Raw genomic sequence first — 17,568 nt, forward strand, 5'->3', positions numbered from 1 at the left:
TATACCATCACCCTATGTAACGATACAATGCTATTAATTATATTATTAGATATATCTCAAATATAACGCAATTGATTAAAATCCCTACTTTCAATTACTTAATTGTAAAAAATTAACAAGCGTCTTAATGATACACCGTAAATATTTTGGTAGCTTCGTTATAGGCACTTTCAAAACTAAAAGCGTTCAGATTGTTTATTTTTTGCTATTTACAATAGTTTTCTAATCAAATTCAGGGTCGTAGTAACCAAATCTTATGGTGGCATTGTGAAATATGAATTCTGTAGCTGTTTCAGTAAATTCTATATGATCAAAGAAGATAGTGTAATCAACATTATTAATACCGGTATGAATTCTTCCAGAGAATGAAGTCCCATCAGTTTGATAATCTTCGTCAATTTGAGCAAAATCAAATTCGTGCATTGCATTTTCAACAATCAATCTACCGCTTATTCTAGCGTAGGGTACATTATTGGGGTGTGTTTTGGTATAATTTCCTAATTTTAATAAGGTGAATTCCAAGCCAGGTCTGTCGCTAAAAGTTAAGCAATCATTTTCTTTAATGACGGTTGATTCAAGAAAAGCTATTTCAAGACAATTTACTACTTCCTCATTAATTTCTTCATTATTAGTTGAGCATGATAAAATTGTGATGATGAGTATTGCGGATATAATGTTCTTCATGTCTTTTGTTTGTTATTTGTTGAACGTTCTCATATTTGATACGTAGCAGGCTAACAATCACTTTACTGCTTGCCTGAAACTAAGATTAATGAGTACCAAAACTAGCAAAAACCATTTATTACGGTGTGTTTTCCCTAAATTATTTGTCTTATTGTACTCATTGGAAGAAACATTTTTTCACTGTCCGGCAATTGTTCGAAACCATATTTTCTGTAAAAATCCACGGCATATTCATTAATTGGATCTACAACAACTGCCATGGCTCCAATACTTTCTTCAGATAATGTAAATGCTCTAAACAAAGCGTCTAACAGAAGGTGCTCGCCTAATCCGGTTCCTTTTGCCGATAAGTCTCTTGCCAGCCGTCCTAGCAGAATAACAGGAGCATTATAATTTCGAGGAACTTTTTTGATATACTTTTCAGGAATCTGTTCTCTTCCCAGGCTTTCGCTTGTTAGCGTATAATATCCTATTACATTCTTGTAAGAATCTGTTGCAACGAAACAGACAGCCAGCTTTTTCTTTACATCCTGACTAACTTGATTGTGGATATACTCAGTTAGTTGTTGCTCTTCGCATTTAAATGCCTTTCGGTTATGGGTCTTATCTAATAAAGAAATATCCAACTTCAGGCTTTTTTTGATTTGTATCTTTTAGCAGCTTCAACTAAGTTTTGATTAGGTTTTGGATTTCCGAATACGGCATCAAAGAATACTTTACGATCCTTCTCTGTTGCAATAATTCTGTCATTCTTTGCCACTATTTCTTCAGCTTGCTGTTTAACCACTCTAATAATAAAGCTACTGAATGATTTGTCTCCACTAAGTTTCTGTGCTTTTTTGAAAATTCTTTTATCAGTTGAGGACACTCTCAGTTCAATGCGTTCGTCTTTATTTAGCTGTGCTTCCATCGTGTATTATGTTTTTTCAAATGTACGTTAAATAACCGTACAAACAAAATTTGTTTCTTTCCGACGTCTCGCGTAAATGGTTTGTGGCGGTATAAAAACCGCTCGCCATTCGGTTAAGATTTTAAGTTTCTAAAAATACAAAAACTTTGAGTTTAGCCCAAAATCCGCCATGAACTATATACCCTGTTACCACATTTTTTTATTTAATTAGCTTTAATCAAAAGTAAAATCAGCGTTATTAACATTCCTAAAATAAAAGCAATAATATTCTTACTTGTTAATTCCTCTTTTTTAATTCCATAATTCAGTTTACTAATTTTCTTTTTATTCATAAGTATGATAATCAGAAATAAGATGGAAAAAGATATAACATAAAAAAATATCAAATCATTATCAATTAAATCATCTTTAATTACCATGAATACTAAATTTGAAATCAAAAAATAAAAATATGATTGAATTAAAATCCAACCGATTTTTCTTTTGATAAAAACTCCGATGAATGGAAGCAATGATATTATAACAGGTCTTAAATAACTGAATCTTGTAGTAATATAAAAGTAATCAGCTATTTTGCTTTCACTAAAACTATAGGCGACATCATAGTGATCAGTTATTTTTAAAATTGCATTAGTCAAATTAAATATAAACAAAAAGGCGATAAATATCTTAATTATTAATATTAGATAATTATCTTTTAAGTTTTCTAAAGTTAATTTCAAATTCCAGTTTACTTAAAATTATTATGCTCAATGTTTTGAGTGTGTTTTTTTTAAATTTTCTGTCATTTCACCCGCAATTTCATCATATCTTATAAATTCAACTCACGAATTTGACTTTTTTCGATTCTGAAATGTGTGGTAACTCATTATATCATAATTATTTATATCGATATCTCGATATTAAGTGGGTTATTCGTGACTTCTCAAATATAATAAATCTACCTCAACCGTCGATCGATAAATACTTAAATATAAAACCCTAACTAAAGAATAACGGACTTCTCAATGATACACCGTAAATATTTTGGTGGCCTCGTTATAGGCACTTTCAAAACTAAAAGCGTTGAGATTATTTATTTTTTGCTGGGTAAAATACGAGAGAAGTCGTTCGGTGGGCATGTTACCGGTGAGTTCGTCTTTGGCCATAGGGCAGCCACCAAAACCTTGAATGGCGCCGTCAAATCTTAAACAACCGGCTTTGTAGGCGGCATCTACTTTTTCGTGCCAGGTAGATGGTGTGGTATGTAAATGCGCACCAAATTCTATATTCGGATAGGCAGGAATTAAATTGGAAAACAAATAATCGATGGTTTCGGGATTTGAAGTACCAACCGTATCGCTTAACGACAAAATCTTTACTCCCATTTTGGCAAGTTTCTCGGTCCATTCACCAACTATTTCAACATCCCAAGGGTCGCCATAAGGATTGCCAAAACCCATCGAAATATACACTACTACCTCTTTATCTACTTTGCTGGCAATGTCCAAAATTTCGTTTAAGGTCACCACAGACTCCGCAATGGTTTTATGGGTATTTCGCATTTGAAAGTTTTCAGAAATAGAAAACGGAAATCCTAAATAATCAATTTGGGCATGTTGGGCGGCATCTTGCGCACCTCTGGTATTGGCTATAATGGCCAGCAATTTACTGGAAGTTTTACTTAAATCTAATCCTGCCAACACTTCAGCTGTATCTGCCATTTGCGGAATGGCTTTGGGCGACACAAAACTGCCAAAATCAATGGTGTCAAAACCCACACGTAACAAGGCCTGGATGTATTGAATTTTCTTTTGTGTGGGAATAAATGCCTTGATACCTTGCATGGCATCGCGCGGACATTCGATTATTTTAAGCTTAGATTGCATAGAGCACCAAAGATAAGAAAGAAATTTGCCCTGAAAAGAACCTATTGCAGCAATAAAGAATTATTTTCATAATTAATTAAAATGTATTTACTTTGTAATAACAATTTAACATCATGGAAACCGCAATTATTAAGATAGGAAATTCAAAAGGTCTACGCCTCAGCAAGAATATTTTGGAAAAATACAATATTAAAGATAAGGTAGAACTTATTCTGGAAAAGGGTCATATCATTCTGAAACCAATTCCTAGCCCACGCAAAAACTGGGATAAGGCATTTAAAAAAATGAACGAAAGCGGAGATGATAAACTTTTGATGAGCGATATTTTTGAAGATGAAAATTTAGAAGAATGGAGCTAAACCAATATGCAATAGTTCTTGTCAACCTGGACCCAACCGTAGGTAGCGAAATAAAAAAAACAAGACCTTGTGTTATTATTTCACCTGATGAAATGAATAGGAATTTAAACACCATTGTTCTCGCACCTATGACCACCAATCTTAAAAAGTATCCTACAAGAGTTGCTGTGAATCACAACGGGAAAAAAGGTATGATTGTGATTGATCAAATTCGTACGGTTGATAAATCGAGAATCATAAAAACATTTGAAAAATTAAATGACTCCGAAATTGATAAATGTAAAGAAATAATTAAAGAGACTTATGTTGATTGATAACTATTTACAGTAAAATATAAACTGCAATTCCAACAAACACCAAAATTTGCAACCATTTAAAAAAAACATTGATTCTTTTATTGTTAACAGTAAACCGGGCAATAGTACCTGAAGCCATCGCTATGGTTGAGAAAATAACAAAAGACACTGCCATAAAAATAAGTCCCAACACATAAAACTGAACCACCTTACTCAAATCATCACTAAACAAAAATCCCGGAAAAAAAGCCAGAAAAAAAATGGTGACTTTTGGGTTAAGAACATTCATAACAACACCTTGCTTAAACAACTGCCATAACGATTTTTTAGGAGCATCGCCACTTAACGAAATACCTTCGTTACTTTTAAATACTTTAAAGGCCAGATACAACAAATAAGCGGCTCCAAATATTTTGATAGCCGTATAAACAGAAGTATTATTTTTTATAATCGCCGACAGTCCAAACGCTAACAATGAAGTATGCACAATACATCCCGAAATAAGTCCTGCCACAGTTGCCATACCATATTTAACTCCATTGGTAATACTTTGAACCAACACGTAGATATTATCAGGTCCGGGAGAAATGGCCAAAGCTGCCGTAGCAAAGGCGAATGAAATTAAAGTTTCGTAACTCATTTTATGATTGAGTTTGTTGTAAAATGGCTTTATTGATGGATTTAATTAGTGCCGGACCTTCATACACAAATCCGGTATACAATTGAACCAAACTGGCACCGGCTTTCAGTTTTTCAAGCGCATCTTCAGCCGAATGAATACCGCCAACGCCTATAATAGGGAAAGCACCTTTACTTTCTTGATGTAAAAATCGAATGACTTCGGTGGCGCGCAATTTTAATGGTTTTCCGCTTAAGCCACCCATTTCGGCTTTATCTTCACTTTGCAAACCTTCGCGACTAATAGTTGTGTTGGTGGCTATCACTCCGGCGATTCCGGTAACTTTTACAATATCAATAATATCTAGAAGTTGTTCATTGGTTAAATCAGGAGCAATTTTTAATAATATAGGCTTCGCTTTTGGTTTTGTAAGATTGAGTTGTTGAAGCGAATTTAATAGTCTCGTGAGTGGTTCCTTATCTTGAAGTTCCCGCAAATTGGGTGTGTTTGGTGAGCTTACATTCACTACAAAATAATCTACATCGTCAAAAAGTGCCTCAAAACAAAGTTTGTAATCATTTTCGGCTTCGTCGTTGGGTGTAACTTTATTTTTGCCAATATTTCCGCCAATTAAAACATTTGAATTTGTTTTCAATCTTTCAACCACAGCATCCATACCTTCATTGTTAAAACCCATTCGGTTGATAATGGCCTGATCTTTTTTAAGTCTGAACAAACGCTTTTTAGGATTGCCATCTTGTGGTTTGGGGGTTACCGTTCCTATTTCAATAAAACCAAAACCAAACAAGGATAATTCTTGAAACAATTCGGCGTTTTTATCGAAACCGGCTGCCAAACCAACCGGATTTTTAAATTTTATTCCGAAAACTTCTCGCTCTAAAGATGGATGTTCTAAAATGTAAACCGATTTTAAAATACTTTTTACACCCGGAATTTTACAAATAAATTTAATAAACGAAAAGGTGAAATGATGTACCCTTTCAGGGTCGAATTGAAATAATAATGGCTTAATTAAAAACTGGTACATGGCTACAAATTGCCTACAAAAGTAACTTAAAAGCACAGAATTTAAAAGAAAGCCGGCGAAGTGTTGTAACTTAATTTTAGGTTGTATACTTTTGATGAAAAGCACGATTATGATTTCAAAAGAAGCCATCACTAAACGTTTTACAAGTTACGTTACCATTGATACGGAGTCTGACCCAAATAGTGAAACAACTCCAAGCACCAAAAAGCAATGGGATTTAGCCAATAAACTGTTTGAAGAACTAAAAAGTATTGGTATGAGTGATGTTTCTATTGACGACAATGCCTACGTCATGGCAACACTGCCGTCTAACATCAAGGCAAAAGTTCCCACAATAGGTTTTATTTCACATTTTGATACCTCTCCCGATTTTACAGGTGCCAACGTTAAACCTCAAATTATAGAAAACTACAACGGTAAGGACATTGTTTTAAATGCTGAGAAAGATATAGTCTTATCGCCCGATTATTTTGATGATTTACTCCAATACAAAGGCCAAACTCTTATCACAACTGATGGCACTACCCTATTAGGCGCCGATGACAAAGCCGGTATTACAGAAATTGTAAGTGCCATGGAATACCTCATCCATCATCCCGAAGTTAAACATGGCGACATTAAAGTTTGTTTTACGCCTGATGAAGAAATTGGTCGAGGTGCTCATAAATTTGACGTCAAAAAATTTGGTGCAGACTGGGCTTACACCATGGATGGCAGTGAAATTGGTGAATTAGAATACGAAAATTTTAATGCCGCCGCCGCAGTCATTCACATTAAAGGAAAAATTGTACATCCCGGTTATGCCAAAGGGAAAATGATCAACTCGATGTACATGGCAACCGACTTTATCAATTCATTACCCCGATTAGAAACACCAGAACACACCGAAGGTTATCAGGGATTTTTTCATTTGCACCAAATTGAAGGTAAAGTAGACGAAACCAAATTGCATTACATTATTAGAGATCACGATAGGGATAAATTTGAAGCCAGAAAACAAATGATGCAACAACTGACTCAAGATTTAAATACCAGTTATGGAGATGAAATTATTTCGGTTGAGATAAAAGATCAATATTTTAACATGAAAGAAAAGGTTGAACCGGTTATGCACATAGTTGACATAGCCGAAGAAGCCATGAAGCAATTGGGCATTAAGCCAAAAATTAAACCCATTCGTGGTGGCACAGATGGCTCTCAATTGTCTTATATGGGACTGCCTTGCCCTAATATTTTTGCAGGCGGCCATAATTTTCATGGACGTTACGAGTATGTGCCTGTTGAAAGTATGATAAAAGCAACAGAAGTAATTTGCAAAATAGCCGAACTAACGGCACAACGATATTCCTAATAAAAAAGCCGTTTCAGTTTAATTGAAACGGCTTTTTTAAAAATTTATAATTTTATTTTATTCTGCGCTTGCTTGTAGCTTAGCACTCATTTCCATTGAGATGGCAGATCTGTCAAACTTAATTTTCCCTGCTAGTGTTTCAATAACACAGCTGTTGTCTTTATCGTTAAGTTCAACTATTTTGCCATACATGCCACTTTTTGTGATAACTCTATCGCCCTTTTTAAGTTCAGTAATAAACTTTTTTTCTTTTTTCTGACGTTTAAGTTGCGGTGCAATCATAAAGAAATACACCACTGCAAACATTGCTACAAATGGCAGAAATGAACCAATTCCTTCACCCATATTAATTATTGCATTGGAGTGACAGACGCAGAACCGGCGTTAGCACTTGGGTTAATGAAAGCTTTTATACTAACACTTTCGTTGCCTTTTTCTGTATTGGTAGTTAGATTAACTGTTTTTCGAACTTGGTTAGCTCCTTTACCGTTAAATTTTACTGCAAACTCACCTGTTTCACCCGGCGCCACTTCTCTGGTCCAGTTTGATGGCACAGTACAACCGCAAGTACTTTTAATATCGCTTACAACTAACATTGAGTTACCTGTATTTGTGTATTTAAATACTGTTTCAACAGGTGTACCATCTTCAAGAGTACCAAAATCGTGCTCAACTTTATCGAAGCTAATTACAGGAAAATTACCGGCATTAGCATCTCTTTGGGCAGCCTGAGCTACATTTTCTTCTTTAATCTTTACTGTGGCGTCTTCTTTGCATGAAGTTGTAAACACCAAACATAAAGCGCTAAATCCTAAAATTACTTTTTTCATTGCTTAAAATTTAAATTATTGTGTATGATTTGTTGCATTTAAAACCCAAAAGTAGTAATAATTTTGTAGTTATTAAAACAATTGTATTGAGCTTAACGCTTTTCATTGCTTCAAATGACTACTTTAAGCCTCTGCCTGTCTTGTTAAGAGAATTACTATTTTGATACTGTTTAACCAAATTATCAAGTATTCCGTTTATAAATGTACTGCTTTTGGGAGTTGAATATTCTTTGGCAATTTCTAGATATTCATTAATGGTAACTTTAACGGGGATACTGGGGAAGTGTTTAAATTCACAAATAGCCATGGTCAATAAAGTAGCATCTACAGCAGCCAAACGCTCTGAATCCCAGTTGGTGGTTTTACCCTTAATTTCAAGATTCAGCTCGTCTTTGTACAGTAATGTTTTTTGATACAGCTGAATTGCAAATTGCTTATCGTCTTCATCCTTATACAAATCAGGTAAAAAGTAGGTATCATTGCTTTCGGGTTTGATCTGTTTAAGCATCTTTAATAAATTGGTGTTGATAATTGGTAAATCGTCAATCCAAGTTAGTTTTTTATCTTCAAGATAATCGTAAAGTTTTTCGTTAGGGGCAATAATGTCTCTGAAAATATCGGCTACAAATTGTCTGTCACTTTCAAAATCGTGGTTATTTGACTCGGCATATTTTCGGTAGATTTTGCTTTTTAAAATTTGTTTGAAGATTTTATCAACGTATTCAAAATCTAAATCCCAATAGTTTATTTTTTGTTTCGCTATGGTTTCAATCAGTAATTTATTTGTTGAAATTTTTAACAAAACCTGGTTATTAATAATAACTCTGCTTGGTTCCGGTTCGTTGGAATCTACTAAAATTCGGTTTTGAAGTTTTTTGTAATAGTCTTCAGATTTCTTGTGAAGCTCAATAAACAAAGACATCATGAGTAAGTAGAGATCGTACATATTACTCATACTGTTTAGAAGAAATTTTTGATCGGTATTACCTTCTGAAATTTCATTTTGACCTAACGCAAAAAGGGTTTGCATTACTTTAATACGAATATGTCTTCTGTTCAACATTTTTAAAGAACTTACTATGTAATCTTTTTAAAGATTATAAATTAACGATTAACCTTCAATAATAGAAAGTGCAAAAGTAGCGCAAAAACAAAAAGAATTAAGTAATTACTTCTTTAAATTTTCAATTTTTCTCTCCTCTATACGCTCTAAAGCTACATTAAGTGCTGCCTGATGTGTTGTAATATCACTTTTTTTGGCACGTTCTAAAATTTCAAGTGTTGTATTGAAGATATTTTCGGTTTTGCGCATAATTTCTTGACGGTTGTAATGCTCTAATTCGGCGTAAACATTGATAATACCACCGGCATTAATCAAAAAATCAGGGGCGTAAAGTACACCTCTTTCATGTAGTATTTTGCCGTGTATGTGCTCGTTAGCCAATTGGTTATTAGCAGCACCGGCAATAATAGCAGCGTTTATTTTAAAAACAGTATCGTTATTGATGGTTGCACCTAAGGCACAAGGTGCGTAAATATCCAGTTCTTGTTCAAAAACATCATTACCTCTATGAATATGGGCACCATATTTTTCACTAACGGCTTGTAATCTTTCTTCGTTAATGTCGGTGATAATTACTTTTGCACCTTCGTTAGTAAGGTGTTCAACTAGAGCTTCGCCCACATGGCCAACGCCTTCAACCAGTACAATTTTATCTTCTAACATTTCGCTACCATATTTAAATTTTGCAGCAGCTTTCATACCCATAAAAACGCCATAGGCGGTTACGGGCGAAGGATTTCCGGCGCCACCTTTACTTTCAGAAATACCTGTAACGTAAGGCGTAACTTCACGTACCAAATCCATATCGGAAGTTTCCATCCCTACGTCTTCGGCAGTGATGTACTTTCCACTTAAAGAATGTACAAACTCACCAAATTTTTTCATGAGTTCAGGCGTTTTTTGTGTTTTGGCATCACCAATTATTACAGCTTTACCACCACCAAGATTTAAACCGGTAATAGCGGCTTTAAAGGTCATACCACGCGACAAACGCAATACGTCATTTAAAGCTTCCCATTCACTGGCATAATTCCACATTCTGGTACCACCAAGTGCAGGACCTAAAACTGTATTATGGATTCCAATTATTGCTTTTAAACCAGTATCTTTGTCGTTGCAAAAAACAACCTGTTCGTGGTTATCAAATGAAGTTTGCCCAAATACCGGGGCAATCTGAGTTAGTTCGTGAGAACTTAAAACATCTACGGCCATGTTAAAACTTTTAATGGTAATTGAGACATTCTCAAAAACCGCCTGCAAAATTAGCTTATATTTTGAATTATTTTCATAACATAAGTCATATTTTGACGATTTGTTAATAAAAAGTTGCTTACTATTAAATGAAGGAATTACAGCACATCAATAAATATTTTTACAAATATCGATACCGATTAATTATTGGTATCATTATTACGATAGTCGCCAAAATTTTTACACTTTATACGCCAAGGTTTTTAGGTGCTTCAATCAATGTTGTTGCCAGTAGAGCTAATGGAGATATTAGCGATGAAGTTTTTCAAAAAGAATTGGCTTTTAATATCTTACTACTTTTAGGCGCTGCGGTTATTGCCGGTTTATTTACATTTTTAATGCGTCAAACCATTATCAATGTGTCGCGATTGATTGAATACGATCTTAAAAACGAAATTTATCAGCAATACCAAAGACTCTCGCTTAGCTTTTACAAATCTAACCGTACGGGAGATTTAATGAACAGAATAACCGAAGATGTTAGTAGGGTTAGAGATTACGCAGGTCCGGGACTTATGTATACCATCAACATGATCAGTCTTTTTGTAGTAGCCTTATTTTATATGTTCAGCACCGCACCAGTACTAACATTATATACCATTTTACCCTTACCCGTGTTGTCTGTTCTAATTTATTATATCAGTGCTGTTATTCATAAAAAAAGTACGATTGTACAGGAAGAACTATCAGCACTATCTGCTTTTACGCAAGAGGCATTTAGCGGAATTTCGGTTATTAAAGCTTACGCCATTGAACCAAAAACTCAGGCCGGTTTTAACCAATTATCAATCTCAAATCGCGAAAAGCAAATAGACTTAGCCAAGGTTAGAGCCTTATTCTTTCCATTAATGGTATTATTGATAGGCATCAGTAATATTTTGGTTATTTATATAGGCGGAAATCAATATATCAATGGTGAAATTGAAGAGATTGGCACTATCGCCGAATTTATTATTTACGTCAACATGCTCACATGGCCTGTGGCTACTTTAGGTTGGGTAACATCTTTGGTGCAACAAGCCGAAGCATCACAAAAACGTATTAACGAATTTTTAAAGCAAGAGCCTGAGATAAAAAACCTGAACCACGAACACTCTGAGTTAAATGGTGAAATTGCCTTTGATAACGTTCATTTCACCTATCCCGATACCAATATAAAGGCATTAAAAGGAATTAGTTTTTCGGTTAACAAAGGTGAAACTTTAGCTATTATGGGAAAAACCGGATCTGGGAAATCTACCATTTTAGACCTTATTGGAAGATTGTATGATTTAGAAGCAGGTGACATTTTAATAGATGGAACACCTATCAATCAATTAAACCTTTACGATTTAAGAAATCAAATTGGTTACGTACCACAAGAGGCTTTTTTGTTTAGCGACACTATAGAAAATAATATTAGGTTTGGCAAAGAAGACGCAACAATCGACGACATAACTGCTGCTGCAAAAAGTGCCGATGTACACAAGAATATTGTCAAGTTCAAAAAAGGTTATCAAACTATTTTAGGCGAACGCGGCATTACATTATCCGGCGGGCAAAAACAAAGAGTTTCAATTGCGCGCGCACTTATAAAAGATCCCGAAATATTTTTGTTCGATGACTGCCTTTCGGCCGTAGACACAGAAACCGAAGAGAAAATCTTAAAAAGCCTGTTTAAAGTTTCTAAAGGAAAAACAACCATTATTGTGACACATCGTATTTCTTCGGCTAAAAATGCAGATAAAATTATAGTGCTTGAAGATGGAAAAATTATACAGTCAGGTAGCCATGAAACGCTCATGTCGGCCGACGGATACTATCGCAACATGTTTGAAAATCAAATAAGTAAAAAAGAATTAAAGTAATTTGTTGGTTACTTATCTTTTTTTTTAGAATTTTGAGCGAAATTTAAAAAATACAGCGCATGAGTGATAACGGAATGAATGAACAAGAAGAAATTTTCTCAAAAGTATTGAGAGCCGGAAGAAGAACCTACTTCTTCGATGTGAGATCTACCAAAGCCGGTGATTATTACCTAACCATTACCGAAAGCAAAAAATTCACCAACGATGATGGCTCATTTCACTACAAAAAACACAAAATCTACCTTTACAAAGAAGATTTTGAGGAATTTAAAAATATTCTAGACGAAATGACCAATTTTGTATTCGATGAAAAAGGTGGAGAAGTTATTAGCGAACGTCATCAAAAAGACTTTAAAAAAGAAGATTTTAGTTCAAATGGTGAGCTAAAAGATGATGAAGCCACCACAACCGAACGTTTTACAGACATAAGCTTTGATGACATATAACCATCAACTTTTGTTAAAATAACTACAAAAAACCGCCTTATCAAAAGGTGGTTTTTTAATTTTAGACCTTTCGTAAATAAAAACACTAACTGTTCAACTAAAATCTCCAAAATGCGTTTTATTAAAGCAATTCTATTGTTGATTACATTCAACATATTTTCTCAATCACAAATTACTTTAGACTACTACCTTCCCGAGAACATTTCTTACAATACCAATATTCCAAAACCGGCTGATATTATTGGTCACGAAGTAGGACAATGGCATGTTACCCACGATAAAATGGTGCAGTATATGTACGCCGTCGCAAATGCGTCCAACAGAATATCTATTGAAAATCGCGGCTATACTTTTGAAGATAGACCGCTGCTGCTTTTAACGGTTACATCCCCAAAAAATCACGAGAATATTGAAGCTATTAGAACAACCCATATAAACGCTACTGAAAGCGACGAAACAAATTTTAACAGGCCAACCGTAGTTTATCAAGGCTTTTCAATTCACGGCAACGAACCTAGCGGTGCAAATGCCGCTCTGGCGGTTATTTATTATTTGGCGGCAGCCGAAGGTGACGAGATTAATCAATTACTGGAAAATACGGTCATTTTATTCGACCCGAGCTATAATCCCGACGGACTTCAACGCTTTGCCTATTGGGCCAATACCAACAGAAACATGAATTTAACCTCCGATTCAAACGACCGTGAGTACAACGAGGTTTGGCCGGGTGGACGTACCAATCATTACTACTTTGATTTGAACAGAGATTGGCTGGTTGGTCAATTACCAGAATCTCAGGCACGTATCAAATCCTTTCACAATTGGCTACCTAATATATTAACCGACCATCACGAAATGGGTACCAATTCTACTTTTTTCTTTCAACCCGGAATCCCGTCTAGAGTTCACCCGCTTACGCCAAAACAAAATCAGGATTTAACAATGGCTATTGGCAACTTTCACGCTAAGGCCTTGGATAAAATAGGATCGTTTTATTACACCGGAGAAAGTTTCGACGATTTTTACTACGGAAAAGGTTCTACATTTCCAGATATTAACGGAGGCATTGGAATACTTTTCGAACAAGCCAGTTCTCGAGGCCATCTTCAGGAAAGCGATAACGGATTGTTAACCTTTCCTTTTACAATAAGAAATCAATTCACCACCGCACTTTCTACCTTAGAAGCTGCTGTTAAGCTAAGAACAGACTTGCTTGATTACCAACATCAATTTTTCAAAAATGCCAGACAGGAAGCTTCCAAAGCAGGAAACAAAGGAATTGTTTTTGGTGATGAAAAAGATGCTGCAAAAGCCTATCACTTGGCCGAAATTTTACAACGCCATCAAATTGAGTTGTTCGCTTTGGAAGAAGATATGACTATTAATGGTAAAAAATTCGCAAAACAGCACAGTTATTTTGTTCCGAAGAATCAAAAAAACACCCGATTGATTAACGCCATGTTCGAAAAACGAACCCAGTTTCAGGATAGTCTGTTTTATGATATTTCGGCATGGACTTTACCATTGGCTTTTAATTTAGATTACGAAGAAAATGTGGCAAAACCTTCAGATAACAAACTTTCAACAGCCGTAAATTTATCTAAAGGTGAGGTTAATTCCGCAAGTAATTATGCTTACCTGATGGAATGGCACGAATATTATTCGCCCAAAGCACTTTACCAAATACTTAGTAAAGGATTAAGAGCCAAGGTAAGCATGGAACCTTTTAAATCTGGTGGAAAAGCCTATGATTATGGCACCATTTTAATCCCAATTCAAAATCAATCACTCAATCCTGGAGATATTAAAAGCTTACTTGATGACATTGGAATAGAATGCCATGTTAATTTCGATGGTGTATCTACAGGTCTCAACGAGGGAATAGATTTAGGTAGCGGCCAATTTAGAACCTTGGAAAAACCCAATATTGCGTTGTTAGTTGGTGATGGTATTAGCTCATACGATGCGGGCGAAATTTGGCATTTATTGGATACGCGCTATCAAATACCCATCACAAAATTAGATACTAGAAATCTAAATCGCAGTAATTTAGATCATTATACAACCATCATTATAGCCAACGCATCGGGATTAGGTAAATCTGAAGCCGGCAAACTAAAAAGTTGGGTAGAAAATGGTGGTACACTTATAGGTTACAGAAATACCTTGCGATGGTTCAACACCAATGAATTTATGAAAATAGAATTCAAAGAAAAGGATTTGACTGCTAAAAACATAAGTTTTGAACAGCAAAGAGATTTTAGAGGTGCACAAGTAATTGGCGGCGCAATTTTTGAAGCCAAATTAGACAGATCGCATCCTATAAATTTTGGGTATAAAAACAACAACTTAGCCTTGTTTAGAGATACCACTTTATTTGTTTCATCAGACGAACAAAGCTACAATAACCCCATTCAATACACAGATCAACCCTTGTTAAGCGGTTATATATCTAAGCCTAATTTAGAACTTTTGAAAAATACTGTGCCTTTTAAAGTTAACAGATTACGCTCCGGCCGAGTTATTGGATTTACAGATAATACCAACTTTAGAGCCTTTTGGTATGGTACCAATAAATTACTGATGAATGCCGTGTTTTTCGCTAACAACATGTAATATTACAAAACCTGAGCACCGTTATTAACGCGATGCTCAGGTTTTAATAAAATAACTTCGTGACTACTAACTGCTCCAACAACTAAGCATTCGCTTATAAAGTTGGCAATTTGTTTTGGTGGGAAATTTACAACAGCCAATATTTGCCTGTTTAGTAACTCTTCTTTTTTGTAAAGCACTGTAATTTGGGCCGAAGATTTTTTTATTCCCAAATCACCAAAATCTATGACGAGTTGATAAGCCGGTTTTTTAGCTTTCAGGAAATCTTTAACCTCGATGATAGTTCCAACCCTAATATCTACTCGTTCAAAATCATTAAAAGAAATGTCGGTATTCATTTTTTAAAAATACGATTTTTACTTATATTGTAAATAAAAAATTATGGCACAAACACCTTCTAACATGTTGCCTTTAGGCACCAAGGCACCAGATTTTGAGTTGTTAAACACGGTAGACAATAAAGTTAAAAATCTTAACCAACTACGCGGTGAAAAAGCAACAGTTGTTGTGTTTATGTGTAATCATTGTCCGTTTGTAAAACACATCAACAAAGAATTATCGGCCACTGCCAAAATGTATCAAAACAAGGGCGTCAATTTTATAGCCATTTCAAGTAACGACGTTGAAAATTATCCTCAAGATGCGCCGCATTTAATGCAACAACTCGCCAGAGAAGAAGATTTTATTTTTCCTTATTTGTACGATGAAACTCAAGAAGTAGCCAAGGCATATGATGCTGCCTGCACGCCCGATTTTTATCTTTTTAATAAAAATTTAAAATTGGCATATCGCGGTCAATTTGACGATTCCAGACCCGGGAACAACATACCTGTTACAGGTCTGGATTTAAAAAATGCCATTAATGCGGTCATTAATAATTTTCCTGTTGATGTTAATCAAAAGCCAAGTATAGGTTGTAATATTAAATGGTTTAAATAGAAAAGAACCAATTTAAATTGGTTCTTTTCTATGATTTAAGTTAAATTCTATTGGTTTTAAATTAGTTTGATTCAACCAACTTAAAATTAATTGGGATGCTGTATGGCACTGCTACAGGTTTGTTACGTTGTTTACCGGGTTCCATTTTAGGAAGTAAACTTATAATACGTTCGGCTTCTTTTTCTAAAATTTGATCCGGGCCACGCGTTTTAATTTTAGTTACTAGGCCATTTTTATCAATTTGGAACAACACGAACACTTTACCGTAAATTCCAAGTTCTGTGGCCACTTCGGGATATTTAAAGTGCTTTTTTAAGTGCTCCTGCATTTTTTCCTGGAAACAGGCTTTTAACTGGTCGTTGTTTCCGGTACAACCGGGAAATGTAGGAACTCTTTCAATAACCGCAAAAGGTACTACTATATCTTCTTCTACTTCTTCTACTATTAGATCTTTTATTTCAACTGCCGGTTCAATCACATCATCAAAGCCTATTTCTGTACTCTTTACTACAGTTTCTTCAATATCTTCGGTGTTTTCTATAACCGTTATTACTTCAGTAATTTGAGGTGGTGGCGGTGGCGGTGGAATATTAATGGTTGTCATAGGAATGTCTTCCTCAATCATCTCACTCATTTGAAGTATATCAACAAGTGTATCGCTCTTCTCATAGGTTCTATGCTCTAATGCCAAATATGTTAGCAATAACATTACATTTAAACCAACAGCAAAGTAAATACTGCTGTTTCGACCTACGTCTAAATTAGGATTCTTTTTTGATTTCATGACGCTTAAATTTTATGTAATGAAATTAATCTAAACCTCTAAATTTAACTATGATATAAATCAGTTCTTGATGAAATAGCCTATTTTTACTAGGATTCGACGAACAACTTGTAACAAAAACATAAAGTTGTATACTAACAGACACTAACCAAATTAGCGCATTGGACCACAGTTTAGAACATAGTTTTGTTGATCTTTTAGGGAAACATCAAAATATTGTGCATAAGGTTTGCAGGTTGTACACCAATAATCAAGATGCTCATAATGATTTGTTTCAGGAAATAACCATTCAACTTTGGAAAGCCTTTCCGAAGTTTAGGGGCGAATCTAAGTTTAGTACCTGGATGTACAGAGTTGCGTTGAATACCGCAATTACCTTATATAGAAAATCTACGCGAACTTTAAATACTCAAGAGTTTGACAGTATTCAATATAAAATTGAAGCCGAACCTTACGACGATACCGAAGAACAACAACTAAAACTATTGTACGACGCGGTTCATCAATTAAACGATATAGAAAAAGCCTTGGTGTTTTTATATTTAGAGGATAAAAATTACGCCGAAATAAGTGATACTCTGGGAATATCTGAGGTAAACGCTAGAGTGAAAATGAACAGAGTGAAGACAAAGTTAAAAACCATATTAAATCCGTAAG

At 34.9% G+C, this 17,568-nt stretch carries 21 protein-coding genes; 8 read left to right on the top strand and 13 right to left on the bottom strand.

Features of this window, described 5'->3' with window-relative positions:
- Positions 1-222: 222 nt before the first annotated feature.
- The 5 genes from FJ651_RS07105 to FJ651_RS07125 all read right to left on the bottom strand — a co-directional run bounded on the left by FJ651_RS07105 (position 223) and on the right by FJ651_RS07125 (position 3,462).
- Positions 223-684, bottom strand: a complete 462-nt coding sequence (locus FJ651_RS07105) for a hypothetical protein (RefSeq protein ID WP_140989794.1) — start codon at positions 682-684, stop codon at positions 223-225.
- 134 nt (positions 685-818) lie between these two features.
- Positions 819-1,310 carry a GNAT family N-acetyltransferase gene (locus tag FJ651_RS07110; protein ID WP_140989795.1) on the bottom strand — a complete coding sequence of 164 codons (492 nt, stop codon included), beginning with the start codon at positions 1,308-1,310 and terminating at the stop codon, positions 819-821.
- Between the two features lie 2 nt (positions 1,311-1,312).
- A complete protein-coding gene (locus FJ651_RS07115) occupies positions 1,313-1,594 on the bottom strand; it encodes a type II toxin-antitoxin system TacA family antitoxin (protein WP_140989796.1) in 282 nt (93 codons plus the stop codon).
- A gap of 203 nt (positions 1,595-1,797) precedes the next feature.
- Positions 1,798-2,316, bottom strand: coding sequence for a hypothetical protein (locus FJ651_RS07120; RefSeq protein WP_140989798.1), 519 nt, complete (start codon positions 2,314-2,316; stop codon positions 1,798-1,800).
- A gap of 282 nt (positions 2,317-2,598) precedes the next feature.
- Entirely contained in the window at positions 2,599-3,462 is an 864-nt protein-coding gene (locus tag FJ651_RS07125) for a hydroxymethylglutaryl-CoA lyase (protein ID WP_140989799.1), read from the bottom strand.
- Between the two features lie 113 nt (positions 3,463-3,575).
- Here FJ651_RS07125 and FJ651_RS07130 point away from each other — a divergent pair, with 113 nt between their 5' ends.
- Both FJ651_RS07130 and FJ651_RS07135 read left to right on the top strand, forming a co-directional pair.
- A complete protein-coding gene (locus FJ651_RS07130; RefSeq protein WP_140989801.1) occupies positions 3,576-3,821 on the top strand; it encodes an AbrB/MazE/SpoVT family DNA-binding domain-containing protein in 246 nt (81 codons plus the stop codon).
- Entirely contained in the window at positions 3,812-4,135 is a 324-nt protein-coding gene (locus tag FJ651_RS07135) for a type II toxin-antitoxin system PemK/MazF family toxin (protein WP_140989803.1), read from the top strand. The genes FJ651_RS07130 and FJ651_RS07135 overlap by 10 nt, the downstream gene beginning before the upstream one ends.
- Positions 4,136-4,142: 7 nt before the next feature.
- Here the strand turns inward: FJ651_RS07135 and FJ651_RS07140 are convergent, their stop codons facing one another.
- A complete protein-coding gene (locus FJ651_RS07140; RefSeq protein WP_140989805.1) occupies positions 4,143-4,757 on the bottom strand; it encodes a LysE family translocator in 615 nt (204 codons plus the stop codon).
- 1 nt (position 4,758) lies between these two features.
- Positions 4,759-5,784, bottom strand: coding sequence for a quinone-dependent dihydroorotate dehydrogenase (locus FJ651_RS07145; RefSeq protein ID WP_140989807.1), 1,026 nt, complete (start codon positions 5,782-5,784; stop codon positions 4,759-4,761).
- Positions 5,785-5,893: 109 nt separating this feature from the next.
- Here FJ651_RS07145 and pepT point away from each other — a divergent pair, with 109 nt between their 5' ends.
- The gene (gene pepT, locus FJ651_RS07150) at positions 5,894-7,135 is read left to right on the top strand and encodes a peptidase T (RefSeq protein ID WP_140989808.1); all 1,242 of its coding nucleotides are present in this window, start codon (positions 5,894-5,896) and stop codon (positions 7,133-7,135) included.
- A gap of 57 nt (positions 7,136-7,192) precedes the next feature.
- Here the strand turns inward: pepT and yajC are convergent, their stop codons facing one another.
- The 4 genes from yajC to FJ651_RS07170 all read right to left on the bottom strand — a co-directional run bounded on the left by yajC (position 7,193) and on the right by FJ651_RS07170 (position 10,240).
- Entirely contained in the window at positions 7,193-7,480 is a 288-nt protein-coding gene (yajC, locus tag FJ651_RS07155) for a preprotein translocase subunit YajC (RefSeq protein WP_140989810.1), read from the bottom strand.
- A 5-nt stretch (positions 7,481-7,485) separates the two neighbouring features.
- Entirely contained in the window at positions 7,486-7,965 is a 480-nt protein-coding gene (locus FJ651_RS07160; RefSeq protein ID WP_140989812.1) for a DUF1573 domain-containing protein, read from the bottom strand.
- A 118-nt stretch (positions 7,966-8,083) separates the two neighbouring features.
- Positions 8,084-9,028 carry a transcription antitermination factor NusB gene (nusB, locus tag FJ651_RS07165; protein ID WP_246085331.1) on the bottom strand — a complete coding sequence of 315 codons (945 nt, stop codon included), beginning with the start codon at positions 9,026-9,028 and terminating at the stop codon, positions 8,084-8,086.
- A gap of 105 nt (positions 9,029-9,133) precedes the next feature.
- The gene (locus tag FJ651_RS07170) at positions 9,134-10,240 is read right to left on the bottom strand and encodes a Glu/Leu/Phe/Val family dehydrogenase (protein ID WP_140989814.1); all 1,107 of its coding nucleotides are present in this window, start codon (positions 10,238-10,240) and stop codon (positions 9,134-9,136) included.
- Between the two features lie 128 nt (positions 10,241-10,368).
- On the opposite strand from FJ651_RS07170, the gene FJ651_RS07175 reads away from it, so the two are divergent.
- The 3 genes from FJ651_RS07175 (at position 10,369) to FJ651_RS07185 (ending at position 15,188) form a co-directional block, all read left to right on the top strand.
- Positions 10,369-12,126, top strand: a complete 1,758-nt coding sequence (locus tag FJ651_RS07175; RefSeq protein WP_140989816.1) for an ABC transporter ATP-binding protein — start codon at positions 10,369-10,371, stop codon at positions 12,124-12,126.
- Positions 12,127-12,185: 59 nt separating this feature from the next.
- Positions 12,186-12,572: a PUR family DNA/RNA-binding protein gene (locus FJ651_RS07180; protein WP_140989818.1), complete on the top strand. Its 387-nt coding sequence runs from the start codon at positions 12,186-12,188 to the stop codon at positions 12,570-12,572.
- 111 nt (positions 12,573-12,683) lie between these two features.
- Positions 12,684-15,188 carry a M14 family metallopeptidase gene (locus FJ651_RS07185; RefSeq protein WP_140989820.1) on the top strand — a complete coding sequence of 835 codons (2,505 nt, stop codon included), beginning with the start codon at positions 12,684-12,686 and terminating at the stop codon, positions 15,186-15,188.
- Between the two features lie 2 nt (positions 15,189-15,190).
- Here FJ651_RS07185 and FJ651_RS07190 read toward each other — a convergent pair whose 3' ends face one another.
- On the bottom strand, positions 15,191-15,526 hold the full coding sequence (locus FJ651_RS07190) for a tRNA-binding protein (protein WP_140989822.1): 336 nt from the start codon (positions 15,524-15,526) through the stop codon (positions 15,191-15,193).
- 43 nt (positions 15,527-15,569) lie between these two features.
- Here FJ651_RS07190 and FJ651_RS07195 point away from each other — a divergent pair, with 43 nt between their 5' ends.
- Positions 15,570-16,127, top strand: a complete 558-nt coding sequence (locus tag FJ651_RS07195) for a thioredoxin family protein (RefSeq protein WP_140989824.1) — start codon at positions 15,570-15,572, stop codon at positions 16,125-16,127.
- A gap of 61 nt (positions 16,128-16,188) precedes the next feature.
- On the opposite strand, the gene FJ651_RS07200 is transcribed toward FJ651_RS07195, so the two are convergent.
- A complete protein-coding gene (locus FJ651_RS07200; protein ID WP_140989826.1) occupies positions 16,189-16,911 on the bottom strand; it encodes an energy transducer TonB in 723 nt (240 codons plus the stop codon).
- A 161-nt stretch (positions 16,912-17,072) separates the two neighbouring features.
- Between FJ651_RS07200 and FJ651_RS07205 the strand changes: the two genes are divergently transcribed.
- Positions 17,073-17,567, top strand: coding sequence for an RNA polymerase sigma factor (locus FJ651_RS07205; protein WP_140989828.1), 495 nt, complete (start codon positions 17,073-17,075; stop codon positions 17,565-17,567).
- Position 17,568: the final 1 nt, after the last annotated feature.

Origin of the sequence: Paucihalobacter ruber (genome assembly GCF_006494535.1) — a bacterium.
Classification (GTDB): domain Bacteria; phylum Bacteroidota; class Bacteroidia; order Flavobacteriales; family Flavobacteriaceae; genus Paucihalobacter; species Paucihalobacter ruber.

What these genes read in the sequence shown, in the direction of transcription:
- FJ651_RS07105 (WP_140989794.1), bottom strand. Translation starts at nt 684, where the DNA reads ATGAAGAACATTATATCCGCAATACTCATCATCACAATTTTATCATGC.
- FJ651_RS07115 (WP_140989796.1), bottom strand. Translation starts at nt 1,594, where the DNA reads ATGGAAGCACAGCTAAATAAAGACGAACGCATTGAACTGAGAGTGTCC.
- FJ651_RS07125 (WP_140989799.1), bottom strand. Translation starts at nt 3,462, where the DNA reads ATGCAATCTAAGCTTAAAATAATCGAATGTCCGCGCGATGCCATGCAA.
- FJ651_RS07130 (WP_140989801.1), top strand. Translation starts at nt 3,576, where the DNA reads ATGGAAACCGCAATTATTAAGATAGGAAATTCAAAAGGTCTACGCCTC.
- FJ651_RS07135 (WP_140989803.1), top strand. Translation starts at nt 3,812, where the DNA reads ATGGAGCTAAACCAATATGCAATAGTTCTTGTCAACCTGGACCCAACC.
- FJ651_RS07140 (WP_140989805.1), bottom strand. Translation starts at nt 4,757, where the DNA reads ATGAGTTACGAAACTTTAATTTCATTCGCCTTTGCTACGGCAGCTTTG.
- FJ651_RS07145 (WP_140989807.1), bottom strand. Translation starts at nt 5,784, where the DNA reads ATGTACCAGTTTTTAATTAAGCCATTATTATTTCAATTCGACCCTGAA.
- pepT (WP_140989808.1), top strand. Translation starts at nt 5,894, where the DNA reads ATGATTTCAAAAGAAGCCATCACTAAACGTTTTACAAGTTACGTTACC.
- yajC (WP_140989810.1), bottom strand. Translation starts at nt 7,480, where the DNA reads ATGGGTGAAGGAATTGGTTCATTTCTGCCATTTGTAGCAATGTTTGCA.
- FJ651_RS07160 (WP_140989812.1), bottom strand. Translation starts at nt 7,965, where the DNA reads ATGAAAAAAGTAATTTTAGGATTTAGCGCTTTATGTTTGGTGTTTACA.
- nusB (WP_246085331.1), bottom strand. Translation starts at nt 9,028, where the DNA reads ATGTTGAACAGAAGACATATTCGTATTAAAGTAATGCAAACCCTTTTT.
- FJ651_RS07170 (WP_140989814.1), bottom strand. Translation starts at nt 10,240, where the DNA reads ATGGCCGTAGATGTTTTAAGTTCTCACGAACTAACTCAGATTGCCCCG.
- FJ651_RS07175 (WP_140989816.1), top strand. Translation starts at nt 10,369, where the DNA reads ATGAAGGAATTACAGCACATCAATAAATATTTTTACAAATATCGATAC.
- FJ651_RS07180 (WP_140989818.1), top strand. Translation starts at nt 12,186, where the DNA reads ATGAGTGATAACGGAATGAATGAACAAGAAGAAATTTTCTCAAAAGTA.
- FJ651_RS07185 (WP_140989820.1), top strand. Translation starts at nt 12,684, where the DNA reads ATGCGTTTTATTAAAGCAATTCTATTGTTGATTACATTCAACATATTT.
- FJ651_RS07190 (WP_140989822.1), bottom strand. Translation starts at nt 15,526, where the DNA reads ATGAATACCGACATTTCTTTTAATGATTTTGAACGAGTAGATATTAGG.
- FJ651_RS07195 (WP_140989824.1), top strand. Translation starts at nt 15,570, where the DNA reads ATGGCACAAACACCTTCTAACATGTTGCCTTTAGGCACCAAGGCACCA.
- FJ651_RS07200 (WP_140989826.1), bottom strand. Translation starts at nt 16,911, where the DNA reads ATGAAATCAAAAAAGAATCCTAATTTAGACGTAGGTCGAAACAGCAGT.